This is a genomic window from Cupriavidus sp. 05N40 (genome assembly GCF_056397305.1).
In genome coordinates, this window is sequence record NZ_JBFTND010000071.1 from 1 (window position 1) to 15,891 (window position 15,891).

Annotated in this window: 12 protein-coding genes; 6 read left to right on the top strand and 6 right to left on the bottom strand. The window is 70.3% G+C overall.

Features of this window, described 5'->3' with window-relative positions:
- Both AC1DO7_RS17700 and AC1DO7_RS17705 read left to right on the top strand, forming a co-directional pair.
- Positions 1-987: DNA polymerase Y subunit UmuC family protein (locus AC1DO7_RS17700; RefSeq protein WP_477116383.1), on the top strand; the 987-nt coding region annotated here is incomplete at its 5' end.
- Between the two features lie 105 nt (positions 988-1,092).
- On the top strand, positions 1,093-4,566 hold the full coding sequence (locus tag AC1DO7_RS17705) for an error-prone DNA polymerase (RefSeq protein ID WP_441614215.1): 3,474 nt from the start codon (positions 1,093-1,095) through the stop codon (positions 4,564-4,566).
- Positions 4,567-4,628: 62 nt separating this feature from the next.
- Here AC1DO7_RS17705 and AC1DO7_RS17710 read toward each other — a convergent pair whose 3' ends face one another.
- Entirely contained in the window at positions 4,629-4,862 is a 234-nt protein-coding gene (locus AC1DO7_RS17710; protein WP_441614216.1) for a hypothetical protein, read from the bottom strand.
- Between the two features lie 408 nt (positions 4,863-5,270).
- On the opposite strand from AC1DO7_RS17710, the gene AC1DO7_RS17715 reads away from it, so the two are divergent.
- Positions 5,271-7,253, top strand: coding sequence for a methyl-accepting chemotaxis protein (locus AC1DO7_RS17715; RefSeq protein WP_441614217.1), 1,983 nt, complete (start codon positions 5,271-5,273; stop codon positions 7,251-7,253).
- Positions 7,254-7,298: 45 nt separating this feature from the next.
- Here the strand turns inward: AC1DO7_RS17715 and AC1DO7_RS17720 are convergent, their stop codons facing one another.
- Positions 7,299-8,207, bottom strand: a complete 909-nt coding sequence (locus tag AC1DO7_RS17720) for a DMT family transporter (protein ID WP_477116384.1) — start codon at positions 8,205-8,207, stop codon at positions 7,299-7,301.
- A gap of 289 nt (positions 8,208-8,496) precedes the next feature.
- Between AC1DO7_RS17720 and AC1DO7_RS17725 the strand changes: the two genes are divergently transcribed.
- From AC1DO7_RS17725 to AC1DO7_RS17735, 3 genes are all read left to right on the top strand, one after another.
- Complete coding sequence (locus tag AC1DO7_RS17725; RefSeq protein ID WP_441614219.1) at positions 8,497-8,685, top strand: hypothetical protein; 189 nt, start codon at positions 8,497-8,499, stop codon at positions 8,683-8,685.
- 58 nt (positions 8,686-8,743) lie between these two features.
- Positions 8,744-8,992 (top strand): GlsB/YeaQ/YmgE family stress response membrane protein, encoded by a 249-nt coding sequence (locus AC1DO7_RS17730; protein ID WP_441614220.1) that lies wholly within the window; start codon positions 8,744-8,746, stop codon positions 8,990-8,992.
- 666 nt (positions 8,993-9,658) lie between these two features.
- On the top strand, positions 9,659-11,005 hold the full coding sequence (locus tag AC1DO7_RS17735) for a sigma 54-interacting transcriptional regulator (RefSeq protein WP_441614221.1): 1,347 nt from the start codon (positions 9,659-9,661) through the stop codon (positions 11,003-11,005).
- Here AC1DO7_RS17735 and AC1DO7_RS17740 read toward each other — a convergent pair.
- Genes AC1DO7_RS17740 through AC1DO7_RS17755 form a run of 4 tightly spaced genes read right to left on the bottom strand, consistent with a single transcriptional unit; the run spans position 10,947 to position 15,866 of the window.
- Positions 10,947-11,750: an amidohydrolase family protein gene (locus AC1DO7_RS17740; RefSeq protein ID WP_441614222.1), complete on the bottom strand. Its 804-nt coding sequence runs from the start codon at positions 11,748-11,750 to the stop codon at positions 10,947-10,949. The genes AC1DO7_RS17735 and AC1DO7_RS17740 overlap by 59 nt on opposite strands.
- Positions 11,747-12,634: a GIY-YIG nuclease family protein gene (locus AC1DO7_RS17745; RefSeq protein ID WP_441643229.1), complete on the bottom strand. Its 888-nt coding sequence runs from the start codon at positions 12,632-12,634 to the stop codon at positions 11,747-11,749. Before AC1DO7_RS17745 ends, AC1DO7_RS17740 begins: the two co-directional genes overlap by 4 nt.
- Positions 12,627-13,763, bottom strand: coding sequence for an aminotransferase class I/II-fold pyridoxal phosphate-dependent enzyme (locus AC1DO7_RS17750; RefSeq protein ID WP_441614224.1), 1,137 nt, complete (start codon positions 13,761-13,763; stop codon positions 12,627-12,629). Before AC1DO7_RS17750 ends, AC1DO7_RS17745 begins: the two co-directional genes overlap by 8 nt.
- Before the next feature lie 18 nt (positions 13,764-13,781).
- On the bottom strand, positions 13,782-15,866 hold the full coding sequence (locus tag AC1DO7_RS17755; protein WP_477116385.1) for an 8-amino-7-oxononanoate synthase: 2,085 nt from the start codon (positions 15,864-15,866) through the stop codon (positions 13,782-13,784).
- Positions 15,867-15,891 lie beyond the last annotated feature (25 nt).

Consider the following 15,891-nt stretch of genomic DNA (forward strand, 5'->3'; position numbering starts at 1 on the left):
CTGCTGGACCGGCTGCCGGTGGGGATGCTGCATGGCGTGGCCGACGAGGGCTGGCTGGACGGCATCGGCTGCCGCACCGTGGGCGAGGTGCGCCGCCTGCCGCGCGCCGGCCTGCGGCGCCGCCTCGGCGCGGACTTGCTGGTACGGCTGGACCAGGCCTACGGCGAGGTGCCGGTGCGCTTTGCCTGGTTCGGCGCGCCGCCCGCCTTCGCGCAGCGCATGGAGCTGCCGGGCCGCACCGAATCCGTCCAGGGCGTGATGGCGGGCGCGCAGCGCCTGCTGCTGGCGCTGGGCGGCTGGCTGGCGGTGCAACAGGCCGGCGTGACGCGCGTGGTGCTGCGGCTCGAGCATGAGCGTTACCGCCTGGGCTGCGAGACCCCGGCCACGCCGGTGACGGTGAGCCTGGCCGAGCCCAGCCGCGATCCGGCGCATTTGTCCCGGCTGCTGCAGGAGCGGCTGGACAGGGTGCAGTTCACCGTGCCGGCGGTGGGACTGATGCTGGTGGTGGAGGCCATGCAGGCGTACCTGCCGCAGAGCGAGTCGCTGTTTCCCGAGCCGGGCGGCACGCCGGCCGAGCTGGGCCGCCTGCTCGATACGCTGATGGCGCGCCTGGGCCGCGAGAACGTACTGCAGCCGCAGCCGCTGGCGGACCACCGGCCCGAGCGCGCCAGCCGCTGGTGCCCCGTGGACGAGATGCCCGCGCGCGCGCAGGGGGCGGGCACGCAGGCCTGGCCCGAGCGCCCGCCCTGGCTGCTGGCGCAGCCGCTGCCACTGACCGTGCAGCGCCACCGGCCTTGCCACGGCGGGCCGCTGGCGCTGCTGTCGCGGCCCGAGCGCATCGAGTCCGGCTGGTGGGACGACGCGCTGGCCACGCGCGATTACTTCGTCGCCGAGCGCGCCGACGGCCTGCGCTGCTGGGTCTATCGCCAGCGCCCGGGGCGGGAGGAGGGCGGCGAGTACCGCTGGTTCCTCCACGGGTTGTTCTGAAACCGGAACGGCCCCCAGGCCCCCGCATTTCCTATTTCGCGTTCCCTATTTGCATTCCCTGTTCGCATTCCAGTTTCGCATCGTTGCTTCCCGTCCGCCTCCATCATGTCCAGCCAGCCTGCCGCTCCTTCGTTTTCCGCCTTGCCGGCCGCGCTCTCGGCGCTGCTGCCGGCCTTGCCCGACTATGTGGAGCTGCACTGCATCTCGAACTTCACCTTCCTCGAAGGGGCCTCGCACCCGGTGGAGCTGATCGAGCGCGCGTTCGCGCTGGGCTATGGCGGCCTGGCGCTGACCGACGAATGCTCGGTGGCCGGCACGGCGCGCGCGCACCAGGCGCTCAAGGATCTGCGCGAGCGCACCAGCGACGCGCTCGCGCGCAGCGCGGCGCGGCTGGCCGCCGGCCTGGATGCGGGCGAGGACGAGGAAGGCGAAGATGACCTGGAGGCCCTGGCCGCGGAAGAAGCGCAGGAGGGCGAAAGCAGCGAGCCAGGCGCGCAGGGCGCCTGGCTGGATGCCGCGGTCGCCGCGGGCCCCGGCGAGGCCGCCGAAGCGCGCCTGCTCCGCCATGAAAAGCTATCCGCCGTGGCCGCCGCCGCGCAGGAGTTCCGCCTGCTGATCGGCAGCCGCTTCACGCTCACCGGCCACGATGGCGAGCCGGCGCTGCGGCTGGTGCTGCTGGCGCAGGACCGCGAAGGCTTCGGCAATCTCTGCGAGTTCATCACGCTGGGCCGCCGGCGCGCGGGGAAGGGCGCCTATTGCCTGCACCCGGAAGACATCGCCGCGCCGCAGGCGGAGCAGGCCCACCTGCGCGGCATGCCCGATTGCGTGGCGCTGCTGCTGCCCGCGTATTGCCCCGAGCCGCAGGCGCTGCTGCGGCAGGCGCAGTGGATGCGGCAGGTCTTCGGCGCGCGCGCCTGGATCGCGCTCGAGCAATTGCAGGGCCATGCCGATGCCCTGCACCGGCTGCGGCTGGAGGATGCCGCCGCGCAGGCCGGCGTGCCGCTGGCGGCGGCGGGCGCGGTGACCATGCATGTGCGCTCGCGCAAGCCGCTGTCGGACGTGCTGAGCGCGATCCGCACCGGGCAGACGCTGGCCGGATGCGGCATGGCGCTGGCGCCCAATGCCGAGCAGCACCTGCGCATGCGCCAGCGGCTGTCGCGGCTGTACCCGCGCGATGCGCTGGCGCAGACGCTGCGCATCGCCGGCCTGTGCGATTTCTCGCTGGATACGCTGCGCTACGAATATCCGGAAGAACTGGTGCCCGCTGCCCTGACGCCGTTTGGCTACCTGTACAGCGAGACCATGAAAGGCGTGAAGCTGCGCTTTCCCGGCGGACTCGAACCCAGGTGGGAAACGCAGTTGACGCAAGAGTTCGCCCTGATCCGCGAGAAGCAGTACGAGTCGTTCTTCCTCACCGTGCACGACATCGTGCGTTTCGCGCGCGGCGAAGGCATCCTGTGCCAGGGGCGCGGCTCGGCGGCCAATTCGCTGGTCTGCTATTGCCTGTTCATCACCGAGGTCCATCCGGCCGACGCCAATATGCTGTTCGGCCGCTTCCTCTCGCGCGAGCGTGACGAGCCGCCCGATATCGATGTCGACTTCGAGCACCAGCGGCGCGAAGAAGTCATCCAGTACATCTACGAGAAATACAGCCGGGACCGCGCCGCGCTGGCGGCATCGCTGATCACCTACCGCTCGCGCAGCGCGCTGCGCGACGTGGGCCGCGCGCTGGGCATCGATGCCAGCGTGGTCGAGCAGGTGGTCAAGGGCCAGGCGTGGTGGGACGGCGGCAGGGGATTTCTCGAGCGCATCGCCCAGTACGGGCTGGATCCCGAGTCCCTGGCGGTGCGGCAGTGGGCCAGCCTGACCACGCAGCTGCGCGGTTTTCCGCGCCACCTGTCGCAGCACGTGGGCGGCTTCGTGATCGCGCGGCACAAGCTGTCGCGGCTGGTGCCGATCGAGAACGCGGCCATGGCGGACCGCAGCGTGATCCAGTGGGACAAGGACGATCTCGAGTCGCTCGGCCTGCTCAAGATGGACGTGCTGGCGCTGGGCATGCTGTCGGCGATCCGGCGCGCGCTGGAGATGATCGGCGGTTTCCCCGGCGCGCCTCGCAGCATGGCGGACATTCCTCGCGATGATGGGAAGACCTACGACATGATCTGCGCGGCCGACACCATCGGCGTGTTCCAGGTGGAGTCGCGCGCGCAGCAGTCGATGCTGCCGCGCCTGCAGCCGCGCACCTTCTATGACCTGGTGGTGGAAGTGGCCATCGTGCGGCCCGGCCCGATCCAGGGCGGCATGGTGCATCCCTACCTGAAGCGGCGCGAGCTGGTGCGGCGCACCGGCCAGCCGCCGGTGTACCACGACAAAGTCATCGAGAACGTGCTGGGCCGCACCCTGGGCGTGCCGATCTTCCAGGAGCAGGTGATGCAGCTGGCCATCGACGCGGCCGGCTTCTCGCCCGGCGAGGCCGACCAGCTGCGCCGCTCGATGGCGGCGTGGCGGCGCAAGGGCGACCTGCGCAAGCACCAGGACAAGCTGGTCAGGGCGCTGACCGCCAACGGGTATCCCGAAGCCTTCGCGCTGGCCATCTGCAAGCAGATCGAAGGCTTCGGCGAGTACGGCTTCCCGGAAAGCCATGCCGCCAGCTTTGCCAAGCTGGTGTATATCAGCGCGTGGATCAAGTGCCATCATCCGGCCGCCTTCCTGTGCGCGCTGCTCAACAGCCAGCCGATGGGCTTCTACTCGCCCTCGCAACTGGTGCAGGACGCGCGCCGCCACGATGTGCGCACGCACCCGGTGGACGTGACGGTGAGCGGCTGGGAGAGCACGCTCGAGCATGAGGCGGCAACCCACGCGCAGCCGGCGGTGCGGCTCGGCCTCGGCCGCGTGAGCGGCATGCGCGAGGCGGCCGCGCGGCGCATCGAAACCGCGCGCGCCGCGCGGCCCTTCGCCAGCGTGGAAGACCTGGTGCTGCGCGCCCGCCTGGACCGCCACGACATCGACGTGCTGGCCGCCGCCGATGCGCTCCGCGGCCTGGCCGGGCATCGCCGCCAGGCCCGCTGGCAGGCCCGCGCCGCCGCGCTGCAGGCAGCCCACCGCGACCTGCTCTACGAAGCACCGCCGCCCGAGAGCGAACTGGTCCTGCCCGCGCCGCGGCTGGGCGAAGACGTGGCCGCCGATTACGCCAGCCTGGGTTTGTCACTGAAGTCGCATCCGCTCGCGCTGCTGCGGCCGCGCCTGGACGCCATGAAATACGCCACCGCGCAGCAGCTCGCGCAGTACGGCAACGGCCGGCGCGTGCGCGCCTGCGGCATCGTCACCGTGCGCCAGCGGCCATCCACCGCCAGCGGCACCATCTTTGCGTCGATCGAGGACGAGACCGGCTCGGTCAATGTGATCCTGTGGCCAGACCTGGTCGAGCGTCAGCGCAAGGAGGTGCTGGGCGCGACCATGYTGGGCGTGATCGGGGTCTGGCAGCGCCAGGGCGAGGTCAGGCACCTGGTGGCGACGGAGCTGGTGGATCTGAGTCCGATGCTGGGGCGGCTGATGGTGAGCAGCCGGGACTTTCATTGAGGGGGAGGGTGCGGCTGCCCGGGCATCCGCGGGCCGGGCGGCAAGCCCGGTGCAGGCGGGCCTCAGGCCGCCCCTACCCGCTCCGAAGCGCCCCCCACCCTGTCGCGCCACCCCACCGCCTTCAGCACCGCAAAACCATGCACCGTCACGCGCGGACAGCGATGGCCGGAAGTACATTCCTCGAGCGATACCAGTCCGTGCTCGACCAGCGTCTCAAGGTCCACGGGGTCAAGTTGCAGGCAGTCCTGCGCATCGCGGACCAATAGCAAGGTGGCAAATTCGTGGGGGCTCAACATCGGTGACTCCAGGTTAGGGATGCCTGCTTTCGCAGGACCGCGGTGCGCGGTGACTGACGGAAAGACAGCGCTGCCGCGGATTGGTTCATGCGTTTCGCGCCGCGTGGCCGGCGCGGCGCGCCGGATTTCGTGTCCCCTCCCTTTCTACGAGCGGATTGCGTCCTGCGTGCGTCCGTTTTGTGTCCGCATTATTTCGTTCTCCTGTTTTCCGATTCCGTCGCAGCGCATCGTGCCTGCCGCCGGCCAGCGCGTCCGCGCCGCCTGTCTCGTCCTTCGCATGTCTGTTTCGCGCCCGTTTTGCGGGCATCCTGCACCGTCATCGTGCTGTTTCGGCCCCACCCTTGTGCGCGCGAAAATAAGCCATAAAAGGGCCCTTCAGTACATTGCGGAGCGGCCGATACAAGGCGCATGCATGTGTCATTCCTGGGGACCTCCGTGGCGTCTTTTCTCTCTCCCGCAGTGCGCCTGATGGCGCGCCTGAACATCACCCGCAAGCTTGCCTTGCTTGCCATCCTGTTTCTGATCCCGCTGTGCGGCACGCTCTATGCGGTGCTGGGCATGTCCGTACAGTCCATTCGCGCCGCGCAGGACGAACTGCGCGGCCTCGCCATCGTCGACCGCGCGCTCGATTTCATGCGCGAGACGCAGGTCAGGCGCGGCGCGGCCAACGCCGTGCTGGCCGGCAACGCCGCATTTCGCGCCACCTTCGACGATGCCGATGCCAAGGCTGCGGCACACCTGGCGGCGCTCAGGCAGCAGGCCGGCGCGGGCGGCAGGTTCGATGTGACGCCCGATGCGGAAAAGCTCGTTCAGGCGTGGCAGGCCATGCATGAATCGGGCCTGAACGGGACCGCGGGCCCCTTGTTCGCGCAGCACAGCGCGCTGGTCAAGCAGATCCGCCTGTTTATCGGCGACGTGGCCGACCGCTCGTCGCTCGCGCTCGATCCCGACAGCGGCTCGTACTACCTGGTCAACCTGATGGTCGGGCCCATGCCCAAGCTGGCGGAGCTGAGCGCGCTGGCGCGCGGCCGGGGGGCTGCCATCATCAGCCAGGGCGGTTACTCCGATGCGGCGCAGCAAGCAGAACTGGCCGCGCTGGGCGAGCAGATCCAGGACGGCCTGGAATCCGTGCGGCGCGACATGGGCCGCGTCATGCGCGGCGCCCCGGCATATCGCCAGCGCGTGGAAGCGTCGCAGGCGCAACTGGCCGCCGTGGACGCGTTCTACCGCACGCTCAAGGACAAGATGCTGGGTGCCAGCGGCATCGCGATCGATGCCAAGGCCTACTTCGACGAGGCCAGCGCCGCCATCAACGCCGTGTCGGCGGTCAACAAGGAATTCTCGGTGATCGGGCACGCCATGCTGGAGGAGCGCATCGCCGCCGATACGCGGGAGCTAGCAGCGCTGGGCGGGGTGGCGCTGCTGGCGGTGGGCGCGGCGTTCTACCTGTTCGCGGGCTTCAGCAGCGGCATGCGCGCGGATGTGCGCGAGGTGGGCGCGATGGTGGAGCGCATCAACGCGGGCGACCTGGCGCTGCGCATGGCTGTGCATGGCCGCGATGAGCTGAGCGAGGTGAAGCGGCACCTGCTCTCGCTGGTGCAAAACTGGCGCGCGCTGATCGGCGATACCAAGGCCGGTGCGCAGAACGTGCTGGCCGCCGCCGGTGAAATCGCCCAGGGCAACCTGGACCTGTCCCGGCGCACCGAGGCGCAGGCGTCCTCGCTGGAGCAGACCGCCGCCAGCATGGAGCAGCTCACGGCCGCCGTGCAGCAGAACGCCAGCAGCGCGGACCAGGCCAGCGCGCTGGCCGGCGAGGCCCGCGATATCGCCGTGACGGGCGGCGCCTCGGTGGGGCGGGTGCTGCAGACCATGGGCGAGATCGAGGCCGATTCGAGGCGCATCGTCGAGATCATCGCGGTGATCGACGCGATTGCCTTCCAGACCAATATCCTCGCGCTCAATGCCGCGGTGGAGGCGGCGCGCGCGGGCGAATACGGCCGCGGCTTCGCCGTGGTGGCCACCGAAGTGCGCGGCCTGGCCCAGCGCGCGGGCAGCTCGGCAAAGGAGATCCGCGCGCTGATCTCGCAATCCGTGCAGCGCGTGCAATCGGGTTCCGCGCTGGCCGGCGATGCCACCGCGACCATGGCCAGCATCGTGGACGCGGTCAGGCGCGTCACCACCATGATGGACGAGATCAGCAGCGCCTCGCGCGAGCAGAGCAACGGCATTGCCCAGGTCAACCAGGCCGTCACGCAGATGGACCAGGTCACGCAGCAGAACGCCGCGCTGGTGGAGCAGGCCGCGGCGGCGGCCGATGCGCTCAAGGAGCAGGCACACCGCATGGAGCAGGCGGTCGGGGTGTTCCGGCTGGAGCAGGCGCTGGCCGCGTAGCGCGCCCGGGCATGGCAAGCCAGGCGCAGGCGCCCGGCCGTCGACTCAGCGCCGGTTGGCGAGCCAGATGCCGCCGACGATGGCCGCCAGGCCGGCCGCATGGAACCAGCGCGGCCAGTCGCCCAGCAGCGCGCTCGACATCAGCGCGGCAAACACCGGTGTGAGCGTGAAGAAGAACACCGGCAATTGCGCGCCGGCGCGCGCGATGGCGCGGTCCCAGGCAAAGTAGCCGAGCAGCGACGGCACCGTGGCCACGTACAGCAGGATGGCGACCACCTTGCCGTCCAGCTGCAGCGGCGCGTGCGCGGCCATCATCTCCCACGCTGCGAACGGCGCGCTGGCCAGCACGCCCGCCACGATCTGCGCGAACAGCAGCACGGCCAGCGGCAGGTCGGGGCGCCGCTTGCGCAGCAGCCAGGTATAGGCGCTCCACATGATGGTGGCCGCCAGCATGAACAGGTCCCCCGGCACGAAATCGAGCTGCGCCAGCCGCGCGGGATCTCCGCGCAGCAGCACCACGCCCACGCCGGCCAGGCAGAGCAGGGCGCCCGCCACATGCCAGCCGCGCACGCGCTCGTGGAAGAACAGCGCGCCGATGATCAGCAGGAAGATCGGCGCGGAAGCCCCGATCAGGGTGACGTTGATCGGCGACGACGTGGTCAGCGCCAGGTACTGCAAGGCGTTGTAGACCGACACCGACAGCATGCCCATGGCGGCGATCACCCCGGCGTGCTGCCTCAGGGTCGCGGYGTGCTCGCGCAAGCCCCGCCACACGGCGGGCGCCAGCAGCAGCCCGGCCAGCGCCCAGCGGGCAAAGTTCAGCGTGATGGGCGGGATGGCGCCGGCGGCGTAGTGGCCGACGATGGCGTTGCCGGCCCAGCTCAACGGCGGAAATGTCAGCAGGCCAAGCGTGGTCCAGTCGAGGCCGGCCTTGCCGGCGGCGGTAGCGCGCATCAGAGGGTTATGGTCCTGTCGGTGTTGCTGTTTTTCTTGGTTCCGCGTCTGGCGGGCATTATGCCGCAGCGTCGAATGCAATCGTCCCGGAACCCGCGGTCGGAAACGTGCAATCGGGACCATGCCGGTGCGCGAGCGCCTCGCGCGGCTTGCGAGCGATGTCCGGCATGCCCGGCGAGGTCCGGATACGAACTGTTACACGTGGATGCGGGCAGGCTGTCAACACGGCAAAGCGGCGGGCCGTTTTTACAGGCAACGCGCAAGCTGCGCGCCTCACCTGGAGATCGCAATGAAAAAAGTCCTCGCCATCCTGACCCTTGGACTCTTCGCAGCGGGCGCTTACGCCCAGACCCCCGCTCCGGCCGCCGAACCAAGCAAGGAGCCGGCCAAGGTCGAAAAGAGCGCGCACAAGAGCAACAAGACTCACGCCACCAAACATAGCAAGACCGCTTCGCCGGCCAAGCCCGCCGCGCAATAATGCGGTGTTCCGGAATGCGCTCCGCCCGGGGCGCATTCCTTTCCCTGCCTGCTGACCCATGCACCTGATCTGGACCATTCTCATCGGCTTCATTGCCGGCCTCGTGGCGCGCGCCATCACGCCTGGCAGTGGCCCCAGCGGCTTCATCCTCACCGCTGCGCTCGGCATCGCCGGCGCGCTGGCCGCGACCCTTCTCGGCCAGTTCCTGCACTGGTATCGACCGGGCCAGTCGGCCGGTTTCATCGGCGCCGTGGTCGGCGCGGTGATCCTGTTGCTTGGCTATCACCTGGTCGCCGGCAAGCGCTGAGGCCGTGGCGCGGGCGCCTGCATTCCGCCGCGGCGCCGGGCGCGCGAAGCGCCTCGACATGGTGCGTGATGCGCGCCGCGGCGCGCCCCGGCATTTGCGCCGGCCTATGCCGGCACGCGGCGCCGATGCGTCGCGCGGGGCCTGCGATCGCGTGCCATCAACGGCCAATGGCGAATGGCGCCTCGCGGTCACATCACCGTGGCAAGAATTGCCAGAAGCGCGATGACAGGATTAAGTAAATTCAATTTGCCTGGCGCCAAGGCGCCGCCTAGTATGGGGAAAAACTAAAAACCGGCGGGTCGTTGGGGAGGCGCAGATGCAGCAGTCTCGAACGCCCGTGGCCTTCCGGCCGCCGCCCGCGCGGTATCGAACCGCGCCGCCTGGCAGGATCCAGCACTGTCGCTGGCCGCACCGTCGGCATGCGGGGGCGACTACCGGCCCGCGCCAGGACGTGAGGCCGCGTGCCTCGCGCAGCGTCGGCGTGCGGTCTTCTGCCGCCACGCCATCGGCGGGCGATTCCGATACCCCCTCATCATCCCGAAGCCGGCGCTCTGCCGATACCAGTCACGACTTGCCGCGTTCTTGCCGGGCCGCCGCAGGCCCGGCCGCGCGCTTTGCCCGGTTGCCCTGAGTCCGGACCGGTAACCCATCTTCGCGGGCCATGGGATGCGTGTCGTTCTCTACCAGGAAGACCCCCGGCAGGCCGCGCAGTTGCTGCGCGCACACGGCCTGCCCGACCATCTTGACGTGTCGGGCGCGGGCGAGGGCATGCTGGTGGTCGTCGCGCGCGCCCGCGGCGACCGCGTGGCGGCCGCCGCGCAGCAATGGCTGCGCGGCTTTCCGCTGCCCGATGCCTTTATCGCCGGCTGCACGGCGAGCACGCGCTGCGATTGCCAGGCGCAGGGGTGGTGGCCCGCGGCGGTCTGCGACCTGGTTGCGGCCGAGGACGACGATGCATTGCTGACCGAACTCGCGTTGCGCCTGGCGCGCCTCGCGGAGATGGAGACCATCCTGTCCTCGGACTGGCTGCAAAAGCGCGCCGTGGGCAAGTCGCCGGTGTGGCGCGGCACGCTGCGCGCGGTGGCGGAGGTGGGGCGCTTCGGGCGCGGCGCCTGCCTGCTGCTGGGCCATAGCGGCTGCGGCAAGGAGTTGCTGGCGCGCCTGATCCATGACCTGGATCCCGTGCGCCGCCGGGGACCGTTCATGGTGGTCGACTGCACCACGCTCAGCCCGGAGCTGTCGGGCAGCGAACTGTTCGGCCATGCGAAGGGCGCCTTCACGCATGCGGTGGCCGCGCGCGACGGCGCGGTGGCGCTGGCCGACGGCGGCACGCTCTTCCTCGACGAGATCGGCGAGCTCGAGCCGTCGTTGCAGGCGCGGCTCCTGCGGGTGATCCAGGAGCATATGTACAAGCGGGTGGGCGAGGACAACTGGCGCCGTTCGGATTTCCGCCTCACCTGCGCGACCAATCGCGATCTCGAGGCCGAGGTGCTGGCCGGCCGTTTTCGCGGCGATCTCTACTTCCGCATCACGCAATGGACCGTGCGCGCGCCGGGCCTGGCCGAGCGGCGCGAGGACATTCCTTTGCTGGTCCGGCATTTCCTGGCCGAAGCGGATGCCGGGGTGCCGGAGGTGATGCCCGAGGTCATGCACCAGCTGATGCGGCGCGAGTACCAGGGCAATGTGCGCGAGTTGCGCAATGTGGTGCTGCGCATGGCCGACCGTCAGCACGGCTTCGGCGTGCTGAGCACCGGCTCGCTCGACCGCCAGGCGACGGACGGTGGCGCGCCCGACGCGCCGGACGACTGGACGCAGACGCTTGCCCGGGCCGTGGAAGGCGCGCTCGACGCCGGGCTCGGGCTCAAGAGCATCGGCCAGATCGCCGAGGCCATCGCGGTGCAGGTGGCCGAGCGCCGCGCGGGCTCCACGGGGCGCGCGGCGGAGATGCTGCGCGTCACTCCGCGCGCATTGCAGTTGCGGCGGCAACTGCGGCCGGTGGAGGGCGGCCAATGAGCCGGGCGGCCGGCAACGGCGCGCGGCGCAGCAGCCGCAGCGCGTTGCCGCCGGCCATGCGCGCGAAGGCCGCGGCCGACGGCCGCAGCGCACGGATCTTGGCGAGTTCCAGGCCGGGGTGCAGCCAGGGCCCGTCCGAGCCGAACAACAGCTTGCCGGGCCCCGCGCGTGCGAGCGCCTCCTCCAGCAGGTCGAAGCGGCGCACGCCCGCCGTGTCGGCGAACAGGTTCGGGTAGCGCGCGATCAGGTCGATCACCTGGCGTTGCGCGGCCCAGTCGTCGGCGAAGCTGCCCAGGTGCGCGAACACGAAGGGCACATCCGGATGCGTCTGCGCCAGCAGGCTCAGCGCGCCGGTCTCGCCGCCGGGGTCGTAGAGCACGGGAAGCCGCCAGCGCCGCGCCGCGTCGCAGACCTGCCGGTGGATGCGCGCATCGTGGCGATGGACCTTGATGCCGCGCAGGCCCAGGCGCAGCACCGCCTCCTCGATCATGCGGTGGACCCGTTCGCGGTCGCGCTCGGCGTGCACCATGGCAAAACCGGTCCAGCGGCGCGGGTCGGCGCGCACGAGCGCGGCCACGTCGCGGTTGCCCTGCGCGTAGTCCGACTGGAACACGGGCAGCAATACCGAGTGCGCGATGCCGGCCTCGCTTGCGCGGCGGGCATAGGCGGCCAGCGGGGCGGTGGTGTCCCACGGCCCGGTCATGCCATCGCCCTGGCCGGCGTGGACGTGGAAGTCGATGATCATGGCGCCAGCTCGAACGCGGAGTCCGCCGGATGGGACATGTGATTGCCCGGCGGCGCGAGCGCCGACATGGCCACCGGCAGCACGCAGCGGATATCGACGCCGCCGGCGCCGACCGAGACCGAGCCCGTGCGCTGCGTATTGACCAGCATGGAGCGCCTGCCGGTGGTCCTGGGCGCCCAGTAGGAGAGCAGGCGGGTCAGCGCATGTTCGACGGCGTCCAGGTCCGCCGGCGGGACCTCGGCGGCCCACACGGCAAGGCCTGTGTCGCGATGCAGCCGTTCGTGCAGGCGATGGTCCAGCATGCGACCGCGCAGGTCGCGGGACTTGCCGACATAGACCGGCACGCCGTTGCGCTCCAGGAGATAGACACCGCTGCGCGGCAATGCCTGCTGGGCGCTGACCGCCGCGTTGATCAGGCTTGGCCACCGGCGCCACGCCAGCGTGCGGTTGACCGAGCGCTTGGGCATTTTGTACTCGGCCTCATCCGCGTAGCCCTTCGGCAGATAGCGCTCGGACAGATGCCCCGACAGATCCGCCGACAGATCCGCCGGCAGACGCGCGGACAGTCGCGCCGGCAGATCTTCCGGGAGATCTCCCGACAGCGCTGGCACAAGGCTCAGGCCAACCAGCGACAGCACGCCTTGCTGCAGCCGCGCGAGCAGGCAGGCGCGGCAGCACGCCCCGGCGCTTTCGAAGCGCGCCGTGCCGAGCCGCGGCTGCGTGCTGACGCGGCGCGCGCGCGCCACGATCTGCCGCAGGTCGTTGACGAGCATCTGCGGCGGCGTGCCGGCGGGGTAGCGGCGCGTGTCGGCAAGCAGCCGCAGCAGCCTGCGCATGCGCCATGGCGCGAGATCCAGCATCTCCCCATCTGCGGTCTTAAACATGCTGTTGCTCCTCAAGGCAAGGTGCGTGGGGCACGGCGCGGCAGGGCGGCAGTTGCCGGACCAGCGTGGCCATCGTGGCCAGCAGCGCGTCGATCTCGTCAATCCCGTGGCTGGCGCGCACGATCACGGCCAGTACGTAGCGGCCCTCGGGCCGGCGCAGCAAGGCGGTGCGGAATCCGCCCGCGCGCAGCTCGGCGTGGAGCGCGAGCGTGCGCTCCGGTGCGCCGAGCCAGATCTGCTGCATCGGATGCGTGGGCAGCGTGGCCTGCAGGTCCGGCAAGGCCGCCCGCGCGAGCCAGTGCAGCCCGGCGCGCAGGTGGTGCACGCGCTGCAGCAGGCGCAGCCGCAGCGCGTCGCCCTCGCGCCGGTTGGTGGCCAGCGCATCGAGCCCGGCCAGCAGCGCCGCCTCGCTCGCGGCGCTGCAGTGCGACTGGGTCGGGCCGTCGCGCGCGATCTCCGCGATCAGCGCGGCGGGGCCGCACAGGCTGGCCAGCGGCGCACCGAAGGCCTTGGCCCATGACGCCAGCAGCAGCACGGGCTGCGCCGCGCCGAGCCCTGCGTAGCGCAGGATGCCGCCGCCGCCGTGTCCCCACGGATGGCGCGCAGAAGGCTGCCGGCCCAGCAGGCCGAGCACCTGGCTGTGATCGACCACCAGCACGCCGCCGCACGCGGCCACCGGTGCGAGATACCGGGCGAGCGGCACCACCGCGCCCTCGCGGCGCGTGGCATCGGTGATGACCGCCGGCGCGCGCGCAGGGTGGCGCTGGCGCATGCGGCGCAAGCGGGCAAGCATGCCGGCCAGGTCGGCATGCGCGAACCACGACACCGGCGTGCCGAGGCCGGCCACGCGCTCCAGGCCCCAGCGCATGACCGGGTAGAGCGCGTCGTCGGCGATCAGCACATGGGTGCGGGCCAGCCGGTCGAACACGTCGATCGCCAGGTGCAGCGTGGATGGCGCCACCAGGCCCGCCTCGCTGCCCTGCAGCGCCGCGGCCTGCAGCGCCAGCCGCCCGGCTTGCGGCGACGCGCCCAGCGCGGCCGGCATGCCGGTGGTCAGCGCCGCAAAGCCGCCGATCCGCGAGGCGGGGTGCGCCAGGCCCAGGTAGAGCGCGGAAGCAAAGTCGACCATGGCGCCGCATCCTGTCGCTCAGGCCACCTTGATGCCCTTTTGCTCGCGCAGGCGGCGCAGCAGGTGCATGCCCGGCACCTGCACGTCGACCGGCTCTGCGCCGACGTCGATGCCGGTCACCGCGCGATAGGAGTGGATGTAGGTCTGGATCTCGGGCCGGAAGAATGCCGCCCAGTTCGCCGCGTTGGACGGGTCGTTGACCGAGTTCCAGTCGCTCCAGCGGATCGACGACACGATCTGCTCGCCGGTGGTGGCCAGCTGCCAGAACTGGTAGGTATTGGTGTCGCCCCAGCCCTGCAGCTTGCGCATGCTCTCCACCGAATGCATCCACGGCTCCGGGTACGCGATCATCGAGCGGCGCGGCAGGAACTCGCGGAACTCGGTGCGCGCCAGCATCCACTGCTGCATCATCATCTCCACGCGCGCCGTGGTGGGCAGGTCGCGGAACTGGTTGTGCGCGCCTTCGGACAGGATCAGGTGGAYCTCGCGCAAGGCATTGAGCAGCGGGAAGCCGTCGGGCACCACCGTGGTGTCGTCGGCCTGGCGGAAGAACGGCACGCACAGGTTGAGCAGCGTATGGAAGGCGGCGAGGAACTTGCTGCGCGTGTCGGCCGGCTGCATCTGCGGCACGGCCTTGCCGATCAGGCGGAAGCCGTACTCGTGCATGTACTCGGCCGCGCGGCGCTCGATCGGCAGGCGGTGCTGCTCGTCCTGGACCCAGCCCCAGATCATGTTGTTGAGCGGGCGCAGCGGATCGAGCTCGAGCTGGGCCAGCGGGTCGTGCTGGCCGACCGAGATGTTCTGGAAGCGCCGCGAGATCGCGTTCATGGTCTGCACCAGTTGCAGCTCCTCCATCCAGTAGCTCCAGATCAGCTCGATCAGCGGGGGCTGGGCCAGCTTGGCGGAGATATTGCGGTTCCAGTGGCGCAGCCACAGGCAATTGTTGCCGCACGCGCCGTTGGGGTCGGGCACGTCGTCGCCTACCTTGCCGGCCTCGTCCTCGAGCATGCCCTGGATCACGCCGGCCGCGTCGGTGCCCTGCATGGCGATCGCCACCCGTTGCAGGTAGGGCAGCGATGGCGGCACGCTGGCGTCGCCGAAATACTTGGCGACCAGGCCCTCCACCGCGAGCTGGTTGAGGCGCAGGCCGAGCCGGTCGTTGGCCAGCGCGATGGCGGCCGAGTCCGCGCTCAGCAGCTCGCTCAGGAGGGCCGCGTCGAGCGGCTTGGGCACGACCGCGCCCCATGTCACGATAAACGCTTCGGTGGCGACCTTGAGGGCGCGGTAGGCGTCGGTATCGGTAAACGGCAGGAAGCGGCGGCGGCTGAGCTGGGCGGCCGCGGCATACATCGGCGCGGCGGTGCCGGCCATGCCGTCGGTGAAATCGCCCGGGAAGAACAGGCGGTCCATCTGGTTGATGTAGTTGTCCCAGCTCAGCATGTCGGCATTGAGCTTGATCAGCAGCCACAGCGCGACGTCGCCGGTCAGCGTCCGGGTGGTCCGCTGCAGGGTGACCGGGGTGGGGTGGCCGTAGCTGTCGCGCGCGAGCGGGCCGGAACGCTCGGTGATGAGGTCGGGCAGGGGGTGGAAGCCGGTGACCTGGCCCCCCGTGCCCGTGCCTGTGCCCGTGCCAGGGTTCGCCGGGACCCCCGGGTTGGCATTGGGATCGGCGCGGGACGGAAATACGATCTTGCCGCTGATCTGCGCTTCCTTCTGGAGCATGAGACAGCTGACGATCTCCAGGATCATGACGTCCCGCGAGTCATCCGGCAGTGCCAGCAACTGGGTGAATATCTTGCGTACTTCGGAGACCGCCTTCTTCATGGCTTTCTCATCGCCGACCCGGCCCGAGATTTCCTTCGGCTGGATCGTCAGGATGGCCTCAGGCGCCTCCCGCGAGGCAAATTGCAGCCCTTCCTTGGGGATGTCCGCATACTTGTCTCCGCTCTTGATCCTCGCCGCGCATTGCACCGCATGCATCCATCCGCCCTCCTCGATAAGCGAGGCCGGATTGCGCGCCACGAAGAACTGGCCGTCTTCCACGTACCCGCCGCCCAGGTCCAGCGGAGCGCTGAAAGTCATCTTCTCGATCGTCGTCATCATCCTTCTCCATCAGACTTCACAGACT

Bases quoted from the DNA above. Each gene is read 5' to 3' on its own strand.
- AC1DO7_RS17725 (WP_441614219.1), top strand. From the start codon at position 8,497: ATGAAAAAAGTCCTCGCCATCCTGACCCTTGGACTCTTCGCAGCGGGC.
- AC1DO7_RS17745 (WP_441643229.1), bottom strand. From the start codon at position 12,634: ATGTTTAAGACCGCAGATGGGGAGATGCTGGATCTCGCGCCATGGCGC.
- AC1DO7_RS17730 (WP_441614220.1), top strand. From the start codon at position 8,744: ATGCACCTGATCTGGACCATTCTCATCGGCTTCATTGCCGGCCTCGTG.
- AC1DO7_RS17715 (WP_441614217.1), top strand. From the start codon at position 5,271: ATGCATGTGTCATTCCTGGGGACCTCCGTGGCGTCTTTTCTCTCTCCC.
- AC1DO7_RS17750 (WP_441614224.1), bottom strand. From the start codon at position 13,763: ATGGTCGACTTTGCTTCCGCGCTCTACCTGGGCCTGGCGCACCCCGCC.
- AC1DO7_RS17735 (WP_441614221.1), top strand. From the start codon at position 9,659: ATGCGTGTCGTTCTCTACCAGGAAGACCCCCGGCAGGCCGCGCAGTTG.
- AC1DO7_RS17740 (WP_441614222.1), bottom strand. From the start codon at position 11,750: ATGATCATCGACTTCCACGTCCACGCCGGCCAGGGCGATGGCATGACC.
- AC1DO7_RS17710 (WP_441614216.1), bottom strand. From the start codon at position 4,862: ATGTTGAGCCCCCACGAATTTGCCACCTTGCTATTGGTCCGCGATGCG.